This window comes from Pedobacter sp. Bi27 (genome assembly GCF_918698255.1).
In the GTDB taxonomy this organism is placed as follows: Bacteria; Bacteroidota; Bacteroidia; order Sphingobacteriales; family Sphingobacteriaceae; genus Pedobacter.
Map to the genome: position 1 here is coordinate 1092429 of NZ_CAKKMW010000001.1, position 13419 is coordinate 1105847.

The 13419-nt window shown below is 34.7% G+C and carries 15 protein-coding genes; all 15 read left to right on the forward strand.

What is annotated here, in order from left to right; genetic code table 11:
* Positions 1-5 precede the first annotated feature (5 nt).
* Genes LQ227_RS04365 through LQ227_RS04435 form a run of 15 tightly spaced genes read left to right on the forward strand, consistent with a single transcriptional unit; the run spans position 6 to position 13415 of the window.
* On the forward strand, positions 6-1766 hold the full coding sequence (locus tag LQ227_RS04365) for a methyltransferase, TIGR04325 family (protein ID WP_230148374.1): 1761 nt from the start codon (positions 6-8) through the stop codon (positions 1764-1766).
* The gene (locus LQ227_RS04370) at positions 1754-2581 is read left to right on the forward strand and encodes a methyltransferase domain-containing protein (RefSeq protein ID WP_230148376.1); all 828 of its coding nucleotides are present in this window, start codon (positions 1754-1756) and stop codon (positions 2579-2581) included. Before LQ227_RS04365 ends, LQ227_RS04370 begins: the two co-directional genes overlap by 13 nt.
* Positions 2578-3621: a hypothetical protein gene (locus tag LQ227_RS04375; protein WP_230148378.1), complete on the forward strand. Its 1044-nt coding sequence runs from the start codon at positions 2578-2580 to the stop codon at positions 3619-3621. Before LQ227_RS04370 ends, LQ227_RS04375 begins: the two co-directional genes overlap by 4 nt.
* The gene (locus tag LQ227_RS04380) at positions 3605-3970 is read left to right on the forward strand and encodes an FdtA/QdtA family cupin domain-containing protein (RefSeq protein ID WP_230148380.1); all 366 of its coding nucleotides are present in this window, start codon (positions 3605-3607) and stop codon (positions 3968-3970) included. Before LQ227_RS04375 ends, LQ227_RS04380 begins: the two co-directional genes overlap by 17 nt.
* The gene (locus LQ227_RS04385) at positions 3967-5064 is read left to right on the forward strand and encodes a DegT/DnrJ/EryC1/StrS aminotransferase family protein (RefSeq protein ID WP_230148381.1); all 1098 of its coding nucleotides are present in this window, start codon (positions 3967-3969) and stop codon (positions 5062-5064) included. Before LQ227_RS04380 ends, LQ227_RS04385 begins: the two co-directional genes overlap by 4 nt.
* 38 nt (positions 5065-5102) lie before the next feature.
* On the forward strand, positions 5103-5267 hold the full coding sequence (locus LQ227_RS04390; RefSeq protein WP_230148383.1) for a hypothetical protein: 165 nt from the start codon (positions 5103-5105) through the stop codon (positions 5265-5267).
* A 31-nt stretch (positions 5268-5298) separates the two neighbouring features.
* Positions 5299-6177: an alpha-1,2-fucosyltransferase gene (locus tag LQ227_RS04395; protein ID WP_230148385.1), complete on the forward strand. Its 879-nt coding sequence runs from the start codon at positions 5299-5301 to the stop codon at positions 6175-6177.
* Positions 6178-6181: 4 nt separating this feature from the next.
* Positions 6182-7201 carry an acyltransferase gene (locus LQ227_RS04400; RefSeq protein WP_230148387.1) on the forward strand — a complete coding sequence of 340 codons (1020 nt, stop codon included), beginning with the start codon at positions 6182-6184 and terminating at the stop codon, positions 7199-7201.
* Positions 7201-8109: a hypothetical protein gene (locus LQ227_RS04405; protein WP_230148389.1), complete on the forward strand. Its 909-nt coding sequence runs from the start codon at positions 7201-7203 to the stop codon at positions 8107-8109. The genes LQ227_RS04400 and LQ227_RS04405 overlap by 1 nt, the downstream gene beginning before the upstream one ends.
* A gap of 29 nt (positions 8110-8138) precedes the next feature.
* Positions 8139-9128: a glycosyltransferase gene (locus LQ227_RS04410; RefSeq protein WP_230148391.1), complete on the forward strand. Its 990-nt coding sequence runs from the start codon at positions 8139-8141 to the stop codon at positions 9126-9128.
* Positions 9121-10002 carry a glycosyltransferase gene (locus LQ227_RS04415; protein WP_230148393.1) on the forward strand — a complete coding sequence of 294 codons (882 nt, stop codon included), beginning with the start codon at positions 9121-9123 and terminating at the stop codon, positions 10000-10002. Before LQ227_RS04410 ends, LQ227_RS04415 begins: the two co-directional genes overlap by 8 nt.
* A complete protein-coding gene (locus LQ227_RS04420; RefSeq protein WP_230148395.1) occupies positions 10002-10679 on the forward strand; it encodes a class I SAM-dependent methyltransferase in 678 nt (225 codons plus the stop codon). The genes LQ227_RS04415 and LQ227_RS04420 overlap by 1 nt, the downstream gene beginning before the upstream one ends.
* Positions 10666-11418 (forward strand): glycosyltransferase family 2 protein, encoded by a 753-nt coding sequence (locus tag LQ227_RS04425; protein WP_230148397.1) that lies wholly within the window; start codon positions 10666-10668, stop codon positions 11416-11418. The genes LQ227_RS04420 and LQ227_RS04425 overlap by 14 nt, the downstream gene beginning before the upstream one ends.
* Positions 11402-12457 (forward strand): glycosyltransferase family 10 domain-containing protein, encoded by a 1056-nt coding sequence (locus tag LQ227_RS04430; RefSeq protein ID WP_230148399.1) that lies wholly within the window; start codon positions 11402-11404, stop codon positions 12455-12457. The genes LQ227_RS04425 and LQ227_RS04430 overlap by 17 nt, the downstream gene beginning before the upstream one ends.
* Positions 12447-13415, forward strand: a complete 969-nt coding sequence (locus tag LQ227_RS04435) for a glycosyltransferase family A protein (protein ID WP_230148402.1) — start codon at positions 12447-12449, stop codon at positions 13413-13415. Before LQ227_RS04430 ends, LQ227_RS04435 begins: the two co-directional genes overlap by 11 nt.
* The last annotated feature ends 4 nt before the right edge of the window (positions 13416-13419 follow it).

Here is a 13419-nt window from a genome sequence, read left to right on the forward strand (position 1 = left end):
ACTTTATGTCGCTGGCCCCAATCATATTATTTGTTTATAACCGGGTATTAAATACCGAACGTTTGCTCGATTCTTTGATGGCAAACCAGCTTGCTAAACACTCAATTTTATATATTTATTGCGACGGCGCCAAGAAAAACGCTGATTCAACCGAGATTAAGAAGATTAACGCTGTAAGAGAATTTGTAAAAAGTAAAAATTGGTGTAAAGAAACCCATGTTGTAGAAGCTGAAACGAATCTGGGTTGCGCACCCTCAATTATTAAAGGCGTAACCGAAGTAATCAATAAACACGGTAAAATTATCGTTTTAGAAGACGACTTAATCATCTCGCCATTCTTTTTAGATTTCATGAATGATGCTTTAAATCTATATGAAAATCATCCAAAAGTTTCATCAATCGGGGCATGTAATTTTTTTGCCAATGGCGCTAAATATCCAAGATCATTCTTTTTACCATATCCCGATTGTTTAGGTTGGGCTACCTGGGGTTATAGATGGAGCGCCTATGAATATAATGGACAGAAATTATTGGATGAACTCAAAAGCAAAAAACTGATAAAAAAATTCAATAGTAATGGTGCTTTTGATATGGAGGGGTTATTGATTGCACAAATAAACAATGCGGTTTCTGCCTGGGATGTTCAATGGACGGCAACTTGTGTGTTGAATGACTGGTTAACGCTGTATCCAAACGAATCTATCTCCCAACACCTCTATTTAAATGATGCAACCCATTCTACCTTTAATGTATTACCTCCACTATTGCAAAATAAAATAGACTTGATAAAACAGGAGGTAAAAATAGATCCTCAGGTTTTAAAAGCAATGAGGTTGGGTTATAGTGGTAAAGGTGATTTTTATGGCAATAAATTACCAGTAAAAATAAATAGCGCATACTTTGTTAAGCTTTATAGGCATTACCAAAACGACTTTAAAAAATCTGCCCGAAAAATACTCAAGCAAGTTGTTCCTAAGCCTTTGGTTAAAATGATTAGGAAACTTAAAAAAACTACCGAATTTGCATGGTTTACACCCTACCCAAGCTGGGAAGAAGCAAAAAAAGCATCAACAGGGTATGATGCACAAAATATTTTAGAAGAATGCAAAAATGCGCTCTTAAAGGTCCGAGATGGCGAAGCAGTATACGAACGGGATTCAGTTATTTTTGACGAAATTCAATACAGTTGGGGGCTTTTGGCAGGTTTACAAAAAGCTGCACTTGCCAATAACAATGAGCTTTGCATCATTGATTTTGGAGGCTCTTTAGGATCAACCTATTATCAGAACAAAAAATTTCTCCAAGATGTAAAAAAGATAACCTGGTGCATTGTGGAACAACCTCATTTTGTAGAAACGGGAAAACAATTTTTTGAAAACGAAGATTTAAAATTTTATTCAAATATTGAAGACTGTTTAAAAGAACAAAAACCCAATGTTTTAATATTAAGTAGCGTTTTACAATACCTGGAAAACCCTTACGAATGGCTTGATAAATTTATCTCTTATCAAATACCTTTCATTATTTTCGATCGGACAGCTATCGTTATAGATCACGAAGATATGATCTGCCTTCAACAGGTACCAGCAGAAATCCATGAAGCAAGTTATCCCTGCTGGTTCTTTAATAAAGAAAAATTATTGGCGCACTTCGAAAAAACGTACGATTTTTTAGGTGCTTTCGACAACGGTTTTATGCCACCATCAATGCTTGAAAATAAAAAATTAATTTGGGAAGGATTTATATTTAAAAAATGGCATATCTAAATCTAGGATGCGGAAATCATTTTTCGACGGATGAAATATGGACCAATCTGGACTTTATCAGTACGGACAAACATGTGATTCAGCATAATTTACTAAAAGGAATTCCAATGCCAGATGAATCATTTGAGGTTGTTTACCATTCTCACGTCCTTGAACACTTCACCAGGCCTGATGGTTTTAAATTTCTAGCCGAATGTTACCGGGTTTTAGCGCCAAATGGCATCATCAGAATTGCGGTTCCCGATCTGGAGCAAATTGCAAGAAATTATCTTAAATTTTTGGATAGCGGGCTACAAGATGAGCAAAACGAACAAACCAGAGCCAACTACGAATGGATGTTATTGGAAATGTACGATCAGACCGTTAGAAATTACGGCGGCGGCAACATGGCCAATTATCTCTTTCAGGATAAGATCATAAATGAAGCATTTGTTTTCCAACGCATTGGCGAAGAAGGGAAAGCTTTAAGAAATTACGTTGTTAACAGTGTAACTACACCATCACCAAAAAAAAGAAGGTCGCTGATCGATTTGGGAAAAGCAGTGGTACGAAGATTAAATCCATTCAAAATGAAAGCCCAGGATCAAACAGCGCTACAAATTGGCCGTTTCAGATTAGGAGGCGAAATACACCAATGGATGTACGACCGCTATTCTTTAGGTCATTTGCTCAAAACTTTGGGATTCTCAAATGTAACCGTAACCAACGCCTTTACCAGCAATATTCCCAATTGGGTAGGTTTTGAACTGGATGGGAAAGACGGTGAAGTTCGAAAACCTGATTCTTTATTTATTGAAGCTATCAAAAAACCATGAACTTTGCCACTCTTTTTGATATCAATTATTTAAGTAGGGGTTTATGTTTAATTGATTCGTTAACCCGGGTTTTAAAGCAGAACTATCAGCTTTTCATTTTAGCATTAGATGAAGAAACCGCAAACTATTTTTATAACCAAAATAACCCTCAGCTTGTTGTTATTTCATTGCCAGAAATAGAAAAAAAATATCCCGATTTATTAATCGCTAAAAATAACAGGAACAAGGTTGAATACTATTTTACTTTAAGCCCTGTTTTACCATTTTATATATTAGAAACCTTTCCAGATTGCGCAAGAATAACAACACTAGATGCTGATGTTTACTTTTTTTCCGATCCATCGGTAATCTTAACCCACTTTCAAAAAGACGACATACTCATCACACCGCACGATTTTTCTTCCAACCTTTTATTTTTAGAAAACTATGGTCGATATAATGTGAGTTTCCAGTCTTTTCCAAACACAGCTGATGCCAAAATCTTGCTCCAGGATTGGATGAAAAAATGTTTAACATGGTGTAAAGATGTTCTTGATCCTGTTACCGGTTATTTTGCTGACCAGAAATATTTGGACAGATGGAAGATAGATTTTAAAAACGTTTGCGATGTTGATTTAAAAACCGCTGGAAGAGCACCCTGGAATATAAACGAAACCCCTTTAAACTTAAAACAGGGAAAGTTATTGGTAAATGGCCAGCCCCTAATTTATTATCATTTTCATCATTTAAGGATATATGATCATTTTATTGCGCACGGTATTAATTTATACGGGCCGGCAAAAGTTAACAGGGAGGTTAGAAAGCTTTATCGAACCTATATTTTAAACCTGAAAAAGAACAGCAAACTTATTAAAACCGTGAGCGACAATCAAGTTATCCGGTACAATTCCCCTACTCAACCCAGCTCCCTGCTTTCTACTATGTGGCAAAGAGAATTGGGTGCAATATATATCCTTCAAACGGTGATTTTTTTTAACCTAACTTATATCAAACGGGTCTACAGATACCTTTTAAAAAAGAAAAATGGCCTATTTAGTTGATTTAAAAACATTTACTGATGAGCGGGGAAACCTCACCGTAATTGAAAAAAATATACCTTTTGATATCAGGCGGATCTTTTATATTTATAGTGTTGATAAATCAATAAGGGGCGGACATCGACATCATAAAACTATACAGGCTGCGATTTGCATCCAGGGAAGTTGCCGGATTTTTAACAACAACGGAAATATAAGTGAATACTTTACATTAGATACGCCTGATAAATGCTTAATTATTAAAGAAGAAGATTGGCATAAAATGGATCAGTTTAGCGAAGATGCAATATTGATGGTGCTCGCTTCTGAGTATTTCGACGCAGCTGATTATATTTACGAACCTTATTTATGATTGAATACGAAAATCTGGCATTGGTAAATAAGCCTTATCAGGAGAAGTTTGCTGCCGTTTTTAATAATTTCTTAAACAAAGGATGGTATGTACTGGGCGAGCAGGTAAGCCTTTTCGAGGATGAATTTGCGTCCTATTGCGGCAGCAAATACTGTATCGGGCTTGCATCAGGTTTGGATGCACTTTACCTGTCGTTAATAGCATTAAATCTTCCAAAAAACGCAGAGGTTATTGTTCCTTCCAATACCTATATTGCTACGATTTTAAGCATTATTAACGCTGGTTTAAAACCTGTATTGGTAGAACCCAGATTAGAAACTTACAACATTAACCCCGATTTACTTCCACAATATATTACCAAAAACACCAGAGCACTAATGGTAGTGCATTTGTATGGAAAACCTTGTGAAATGGAAAAGATAATGGAAATTGCCAACCACTATCAAATCCCTGTAATTGAAAATTGTGCACAGGCACATGGAACGCATATTAACCAAAAAAAGGTGGGTACCTGGGGCAAATTTGGTGCTTTTAGCTTCTATCCAACCAAAAATCTTGGTGCATTGGGAGATGCTGGAGCAATTGTTACTGATGATGAGGAATTGGCTTTAGAATTAAAAGCACTCAGGAATTACGGCTCCCACCAAAAATATTATAATGATTATTTTGGTGTGAATAGCAGATTAGATGAATTACAAGCAGCTTTTTTAAGAATTAAGCTGAAAGATTTAGACCAATCAAACCAACATAAAAAAGAACTGGCCAATGCCTACTTCAGTTCCATAAGTAATAAACAATTAACATTGCCGGTAAGGCAGGAAGGTTTTTATGATGTCCACCACATTTTTAACCTACGCCTTAAACAGAGAGATGAGCTGAAGTTATTTTTATTTAAAAATGGAATTAAAACGGAAATTCATTATCCTGTAGCACCGCACCATCAAAAAGGATATCAAAAACTTTTCAAAGGTTTATCGTTTCCTATTTCAGAGTTGATACATCAAACTACCTTAAGTTTACCGATCTCGAATTCGCTAACAAAAGAAAATGTAATTCAAATTTCTGATCAAATAAATGCTTTTAGCATCTCTTAGCGTGAAACGGATAATTAAAGCGTTTCAAATTTGAAGGTATGCCAATTTTCGACGAAGTGATTGATTTTATGAGTAAAAACAATTATGTCATTTACGATTTCGCAGGGTTCTCACGCAGGCCATATGATGGAGCTCTTGCACAATGCGATGTTGTTTTCGTTAAAAAGGATGGTTTCTTAAGGCAACATCAGCAATGGCGTTAACGATACTATCGACATATAAAAGTTCAAAAATTTGATAGGCGTTTTATTACAGGGGAGACTCGGAAATCAACTTTTTCAATACGCTTTCGCTTATAGCACGGCAAAAAAGCTGAAAACTGAATATTTCATTGATCTTCGTCAGGAAAAATTCTTAATTCCCGCCTATTTCACACTTGAGCCCTCTTTAATCAACTTACTAAGCCGTTATATCTTTAGCATAACCGGTTTTAATAGCATTTTCAGTATTCACCTTAAACGATTTTTTTCAAAAGCGCTAAAACCTGTTTCTTTACAGCAAGAAGTACGTTTTGGATTCGATGTTTATCCGTATAAAGTATTAGAAAATTTAGAAAACGATATTCAATATATTGGTTACTTTCAATCAGAAATTTACTTTCAGGAATATCAACAAGAGATCAGAAAACTGTTTACTATTAGAACAACGGTACAAAAAAAATATGAACGAACTTATAAATCTATTTTCAGCGGCAAGAAAATAGCGACATTTCATATCAGGAGAACGGATTATACACAACTTGAGCAATTAAATTTAGGAAAACCCGATCTTTCACTTCCCAGAGATTATTATCATAACATCATTTCCAAACTTGAAAAAGACAACTTACTGTTTGTTTTTATTAGTGATGATCCAAAATTCGTAGCAGAAGAATTTAGTTATGTAAAAAACAAATATATCTCGCAGGCTAATGAAATTACCGATTTTCAACATATGTTAAATGCCGATATATGTGTTATTTCGAACAGTACATTTAGTTGGTGGGCGGCTTGGTTAAACACAAACCCAAACAAAATGGTTTATTGTCCGAAATACTTTTTAGGTTTCCACATTCAAAAAACAGTACCTCCAGAAATTTATCCATCAAACTGGATCTTAATGGATACACATTAAAGTTATGATGGGAATAAAGTTTATTGATGAACTTAATGGCATTAGAGCTCTTTCTATCGGCTTAGTAATTTTATCGCACTGGTTTGGTTTTTTAACTTTTGGGATTAATACTGGTGATGCCGGAGTAACTATTTTTTTTGTTTTGAGTGGTTTTTTAATTACAAGAATACTATTAAACGAAAAAAAGAAAATTAATTTAGGCTTAGTAACTACCAAAAGTTATTTCAAAAACTTTTATGCAAGAAGGTTTTTGAGAATCTTTCCTATATATTATCTATTGCTATTCACTTTATTAATTTTTGATCGCATATCAATAGCAGGTTCATTTCCATGGCATTTCACTTATTTATCTAACTTTTATTTTGCTTTTGTACTAAATGGATGGCAAACTAAATTGGCGCATTTATGGTCGTTATCAGTAGAGGAGCAATTTTATATTTTTTGGCCTTTGCTCATATTCTTTATTCCGAATAAAAACATAAAAGTTGTGATTTTGGTTGCAATTTTGACTGGTATCCTTTTTCGATGTGCCACCGCTAGTTACAGTGAAATGTATAAATATTTACCATTTGGATGTTTGGATGGGTTAGGAACAGGGGCTTTACTAGCTTACTATGAAAACCGGGTTACATCTACGCAGGTAAAAAAACTAAATCTGTATCTTAATTTATTAATTTGTTTTTCCATTGTGTTAGTGCTTTTGATCAGTTTGATATCAAATCAGGTGATAAAAGATATTATTGAGAGAATAAATTTTACACTACTCGCATCATTATTAATAATCAAGATTTCAAAAACGAATTCTTGGTTAAATAAGATTTTAAAACTGAGATTTATCCTCTTTATTGGAACGATTAGCTATGGTCTCTACCTATATCATATGTTTATTCCTTTTTATGTTATCGATAAAATTCCGTTTATGTTTAATTATCTATTAAGATTTACGTTGTTGTTGGGTGTAGCAACAGTATCTTATTACCTAATAGAAAAACCTTTTCTTAACTGGAAAAGTAAATTTAGATAATGGCAAGCCGATCCGTAATACTAGTTGGTACAAATACTAAAAAATATTTGAATTTTGCGCTAAGTTGCGCAGCCTCTATTCAACTGCATAACCCTGAGCTGCCCATTTTTATTGCAACAAATATTATCCCACAAAAAAAATATAAAGGCATTCATTTTATTAAGGTAGAAGAACACATTGCCAAACTGTTTATCGAAACCAAACTTTACCTTGATACTTTTTTACAAACCGACGAAACGTTATACATAGATTCGGACATGCTTTGTTTTGGAGATCTGACCCCAATTTTTGATGCTTGTAAAGAAATGGATGTAACCGTTCTCGGAAAACTCCACCCCATTGAGGATTATTGGGGAGATCAGGCAGATTTTGCCAGAAAAGAGTTTGGGATCGACCATTCTATTCTGTTTAACGGCGGTCTGTATTTTCTTAAAAAAACAGAACTAACTACTAAAATCTTTAATAAAGCCAGAAAGATTTCTGAACGTTATGATGAATATGGGTTTGGTAGAATCCATAACAATTGGAAAAATGAAGAAGACATGGTTTCAATCGGAATGATTTCCAACCAGCAGCTGCCTATTGATGATGATGGCCAATTTGTAGCCGGTTTCTCTACTGAAAAACCGCCTAAAAAATTTAATGTACTTAAGGGTATTATGACTTTTAATTACAATTCTGCGGCTGCGTTGAAAACAAAAGAACATCCCATCAAACCCGTACTCTTTCATTTTGGAGGAGAAAACATGTATTCGCCATTATATATTGCTCAAAATACACTACTCAAATTACACAAATGGAATATTCCTGTTCAATTGGGAAGTTTAGTTGTAGCACTAGGTATAAATATGCCATTCAGCATCATGCGTTATATAAAGCAAAAGTTATCAAAACTTGCAAAAAGCTAACATTTGCAATGGAACACCCGGTTAATTAAATGAAAGGGCTATCAATCATTGTCTGTTGTTATAACAGTGTTAATAGGCTACAGCAAACCTTAGCATATCTTGCTGGCCAGATAACGACAAATGTTCCGGGGATAGAGCTGATCGTAGTGGATAATAATTCGACTGATAAGACCTTAACCTGTGCCCAAGAAATTTGGGATAGGTTAAACCAACCATTTGAAGCATTTTTTTTGCATGAGCCAAATCCCGGACTCACCCATGCCAGAAAAAAAGGTATTGAAAATGCCAAATATGATTACCTGATCTTTTGTGATGATGACAATTGGTTGGATAAAACATACAGTGAAACTGCTTATACTTATTTTGAATCGGATCCAGAATTAGCCATATTAGGCGGTACCGGAACAGCGGTTTTTGAGCAAGAGAAACCTTACTGGTTTGATCAATTTTACCATGGCTATGCAGTGGGCAAACAAGCACCTCAAACGCAATATTTAAATAGTGTTTATGGAGCAGGCATGGCACTTAGAAAAAGTGTGATCATAAGCGATCAATTTAACGTTGTACCACTTATTTTAAACGATAGAAAAGGAGTTAGCTTATCCTCAGGAGGAGATGCTGAAATCTGTTTAAGGGTTAGGTTGTTGGGCTATAAAATATTATATACTGATGAATTAACATTTAAGCATTTTTTAACCCACTCAAGACTCCGTTGGGCATATCTCAAAAAATTACATGATGGTTTTACCGAGGCATATATTCCCCTCCATATTTACGAGCTTGTAATGAACGGCCAAAAAATTGGAAAATTTTATTGGCTACAACAAAGCTTTTTAAACTTTGGCAGATGGATAAAATACAATATCGTTTATTTTAATAAGATTGTTGGAAATGATGAAGGAAATACAGAAGCGATCAGGCTAAGGGGATGGTACATTCTTGGCATCGATTTTTTAAGAAATAATTTCAAAACTAACCGGATTTATAAAACCATCCTGTCTATTAAACAAAATGATTAATCTCTCTTATCTCATTTCTACTAAAAACAGACTGCCTTATCTAAAAATTACATTGGCGCATTTGATACAAAATTGTTTGCCAGATGAAGAAATTGTAGTTGTTGATGCCCACAGTTCTGACGGTACCGGAGAATACCTTAAAGCGCTATTAAAGGAAGGAAAGATCCATCAGCTCTTAATCGAAGCTGATAAAAACCAAGCACATGGCTGGAATAAAGCAATGATGATGGCAAAGGGAATTTTACTCAAAAAAATTATCGATGATGATGTTTTTTGTTTTGAAGCCATTAGAAAATGTAAAAATCAATTGCTTGCCCATCCCGAAATCGACTTTTGTATTTCAAACGCACTTTCAGTTAATTTATCAAACCCTGAATTAATTGAACCAAGTTCGAGATTTGAGCAATTTTCTGCATGGAAAAATGGATCTACAAAATCTTTCAGTTTCAGCGATGTTTACCTCATGATCAGAAAATCAGCATTAGCCTACACCGGTTTGTACAATACTCAATTTGTAATGCTTGATTGGGAGTTCGCACTGCGGATAAGTTATTTAAATTGTAATATTGCTTATTATACTGGTTATATGGCAATGGGTGTAGGAACGCCATCCAACATCACATCGCTTACTTCAAAAGATACACTAAAAAATGAAGGAAAGATCGGTGCATTTTTATACCAGTATGAAGGCGATAGCAATGATATTAGTTTATGGAGTAAAACAAAGATATTTGCAGGTAAGTTGCTAAAAAAAGAAAGCAAAAATGCCTGGTTAAAGGATCAAACCGCTGATCTGGATTTACAAGCCCTTTACAACAATTTTTATCAGGTAATTAACCAAAAGGAAATTACGACAGATGCAACTTTTTATTAATGTACAGTAAAACTGATTATCAAGCTAAGGACGATAGCTATTTTCAACATGCAAGAGAAGAAATGCTGCAGTTTATACCAAAAGATGCTGCAAACATCTTAGAAGTTGGCTGTGGAGATGGCTCTTTTGGGGCTTATGTTAAAAAAAACATCCCTTGTACCTATTTCGGTATTGAGCCTGACGGAAGGTTTATTCAATCAGCAATTGAAAAACTAGATCAGTTTGATAATAGCTTATTTACTGCTGAAAGTAAATTACCGCATAACCACTTCGATTGCATTGTATTTAATGATGTGCTGGAGCATTTAGCCGAACCGCAGGCTACATTAATCAATTGTAAGGCTTTTTTAAAGGAAAACGGCGTAATTGTAAGTTCAATACCAAATATAAGGCATGCACCTTATTTATACCGCCTTTTCTATCTTGGTGAATTTCAGTATGAAAATTCAGGGATCATGGATAAAACCCATCTTAGGTTTTTCACCAAAAAAAGTATTAAAAAAATGTACCAATCTTTAGGCTTCGAAGTAATACAGCATGTAGGTATTAATGAATCATTATCACCAAAGTTCAAATTTCTCGTCGGCATACTAAATCTAGTCACGTACAATAAATTTGAAGACACAAAGTATCAGCAATATGCCACGGTAGCCAGAAAGGTAAATGACAAATATTGATATTATTATTTTAAGCTATGCCAAAAATGAAGCATTGAAAAATACAACGCTTCAGGCCATAGCGTCTTTGCTGGCAAGTGAAAATCCAGACCTTGTCAAATTCAATATCATTGTCATCGAATCCAATAAATTACTGGCGCCATTTCAATATCCAGAGAGCAAAACAATCTACCCAGACCAAGAGTTTGGTTTCCATAAATATTTAAATATAGGCATCGCATCAACGCAAAACGAATTGATCTGTTTTTGCAACAATGATCTTATTTTCCATAAAGGTTGGGCCACAGCTATTTTAGAAAGTATCAGTGTAGACCCAACGATAAAAAGTTTTGGATTATTCTGTCCAAAGTTTCACTTTGAAAAAACTGAAGTAGAAAAAAAATCTATAAATTATGGCTACGAAAATGGAACATTTTTCACCGGATGGTGCTTTCTTGTAAAAAGAGAAGTTTTTAAATCGACTGGTTTATTCGACGAACGATTCAAATTTTGGTTTTGCGATGACGACTTTAGGCTCACCCTTCAAAAGCATAAAATCAAGAATGCACTTATCAGGGATGCCCGTGTAACCCATTTAACAAGCGAGACCCTGGCCAACGAAAGTGATTATAAAAAAACCTACCTCAAATATATCAGTTTCGCTCTGTACAAATATAAATGGCAACATCATAATTTGATGGTTTATCTGTTTGAACGGCTTAAATACAAGTTAAAAATTCTTTATGCAAAGTTTGGCTGAGCCAGGTTTAAAAAAAACAATCAAGGTTAGGCTACAAAATGGTCTGCATTTTGAAACTTTCAAAAAAGAGGTTTTTGACATTGAGCAACTTGGTGATCTTTTTGATTTTCAACAGTCTGATGAGCCAGAATTTGTCATTTTCGGTCCATATGGAAATGATATTCCCCAAAAAGGGAATTATACCAGGGTAGGCTATTTTTGTGAAAATATTACACCAGATTTTAGCCATTGTGAGTGGGCTTTTGGTGTTCCGGATGAAAATGAAGTAAAAAACCCCAAATACAAGCGGATTCAATGGCATGGTTTGGCGCCCGAATCTTTATTAAAATCGTTAACAGATAACGATATAGATTTAATCCTTCAACAGAAAAATAAATTTTGCAATTTTTTGTATTCCAATCCGGTAGCCTATCGCGAGCAGTTTTACAAACAACTTTCTAAATATAAAAAGATAGATGCTCCTGGCAAATCAATGAACAATATGGCTTCTATTGATACGCTGTACAAAGGGAATATTTGGGAAAGAAAACGTCAATTTCTGTCCGAATATAAATTTACAATCGCTTTTGAAAATTACGCTTATCCAGGGTACCAAACCGAGAAGCTTTATGATGCTATGCTTTTAAACAGTTTACCTGTTTATTGCGGTGATGAAAACATTAACCAAGTATTCAATCCGAAAAGTTTTATCAATGTTGGCGACTTTATTGAACCCCATAAAGGGAAATTGGTTTCGATGCTTGAGCGTTCTTCGCAGCAAAGTTTTGTTGATATCAGACCGCAATTTTTTAAAAGTCCCATTCATCGACTAACCAGAAAGGTGAAAGCAATTGGAAGAGAACTGAAAATGAAATTACAATATAACAACCTAGATTTTTCAGATCTGATTGATCGGATCATTGAAATTGATAATAACCAGGAACTTTATATTGAATATTTAAAACAACCTTGGTTCCATAATAATATCATACCAACCAAGACATTGAACCGGGATAGATGGATTCAAATTTTTAATAGTCATCAAACTGATGAAATCTGATTTAGTTTCGGTAATTATCCCTGTGTATAATGGTGCATCCTACCTATCAGCATGTATTGAATCGGTATTGGCTCAATCTCATCAAAACCTTGAGATTATTATTGTTGATGATGGCTCATCTGATGATTCATTAAAAGTGGCAAAGACATTTGAAAATGAACGCATACATAGCATTTCGCAAAACCGGAAAGGAGCGGCTTCAGCTAGAAATTTAGGACTCTCGATTTCTAAAGGAGATTTTATCCAGTTCTTAGATGCAGATGACCTTCTTGGTGAACATAAATTGAAAGATCAGCTCCAGGTACTACTAGAAAAACCAGGCTATATTGCCAATTGCAGCACCATACATTTTTATGATTCAGACAATATTGCCAACCTTCAGCCAAGCGCTTACGAAGACAGTTTTTACGAGAGCACTACTGAAAAAGATGAATTTTTAATTAAACTTTGGGGGGGCTATTCAGCATTCGGTTCGATGGTTGCTACCCATGCCTGGTTAATTCCTAAATCAATTATTGCCATTGCAGGTGGATGGAACACAACATTGACCACTGATGATGATGGAGAGTTTTTTGCAAGAATAATATTGAACTGCAAAGGGATTATTTATTGTCCTGATGTTTTTGTTTATTACCGCAAACAACATCTTCCTTCCCTATCAAGACTAGATTCTGAAGAAAAACTGCGTAGCTTATTGTTGTCAGCCACACTAAAAACAGATCATTTATTAAGCGTAAATTCATCCAATGCCGCAAAATTGGCCACTTATAAAATAATTTTAGATATTGTAGTAAATAGCTATCAAAAATATCCCGATATCTATAAAACAGCTTTACAGGCCTTACCTACAATAAAAAACAATAAATATGTACCCAGCATAGGTGGTCCGGTTATTCAAAAAATTGCCAGGTATATGGGGTGGAAAACCGCATTGAATTTGCAAAAGTTTTTCAGATAAAAGC

Bases quoted from the DNA above. Each gene is read 5' to 3' on its own strand.
- LQ227_RS04365 (WP_230148374.1), top strand. From the start codon at position 6: ATGTCGCTGGCCCCAATCATATTATTTGTTTATAACCGGGTATTAAAT.
- LQ227_RS04370 (WP_230148376.1), top strand. From the start codon at position 1,754: ATGGCATATCTAAATCTAGGATGCGGAAATCATTTTTCGACGGATGAA.
- LQ227_RS04375 (WP_230148378.1), top strand. From the start codon at position 2,578: ATGAACTTTGCCACTCTTTTTGATATCAATTATTTAAGTAGGGGTTTA.
- LQ227_RS04380 (WP_230148380.1), top strand. From the start codon at position 3,605: ATGGCCTATTTAGTTGATTTAAAAACATTTACTGATGAGCGGGGAAAC.
- LQ227_RS04385 (WP_230148381.1), top strand. From the start codon at position 3,967: ATGATTGAATACGAAAATCTGGCATTGGTAAATAAGCCTTATCAGGAG.
- LQ227_RS04390 (WP_230148383.1), top strand. From the start codon at position 5,103: ATGCCAATTTTCGACGAAGTGATTGATTTTATGAGTAAAAACAATTAT.
- LQ227_RS04400 (WP_230148387.1), top strand. From the start codon at position 6,182: ATGATGGGAATAAAGTTTATTGATGAACTTAATGGCATTAGAGCTCTT.
- LQ227_RS04405 (WP_230148389.1), top strand. From the start codon at position 7,201: ATGGCAAGCCGATCCGTAATACTAGTTGGTACAAATACTAAAAAATAT.
- LQ227_RS04410 (WP_230148391.1), top strand. From the start codon at position 8,139: ATGAAAGGGCTATCAATCATTGTCTGTTGTTATAACAGTGTTAATAGG.
- LQ227_RS04415 (WP_230148393.1), top strand. From the start codon at position 9,121: ATGATTAATCTCTCTTATCTCATTTCTACTAAAAACAGACTGCCTTAT.
- LQ227_RS04420 (WP_230148395.1), top strand. From the start codon at position 10,002: ATGTACAGTAAAACTGATTATCAAGCTAAGGACGATAGCTATTTTCAA.
- LQ227_RS04425 (WP_230148397.1), top strand. From the start codon at position 10,666: ATGACAAATATTGATATTATTATTTTAAGCTATGCCAAAAATGAAGCA.
- LQ227_RS04430 (WP_230148399.1), top strand. From the start codon at position 11,402: ATGCAAAGTTTGGCTGAGCCAGGTTTAAAAAAAACAATCAAGGTTAGG.
- LQ227_RS04435 (WP_230148402.1), top strand. From the start codon at position 12,447: ATGAAATCTGATTTAGTTTCGGTAATTATCCCTGTGTATAATGGTGCA.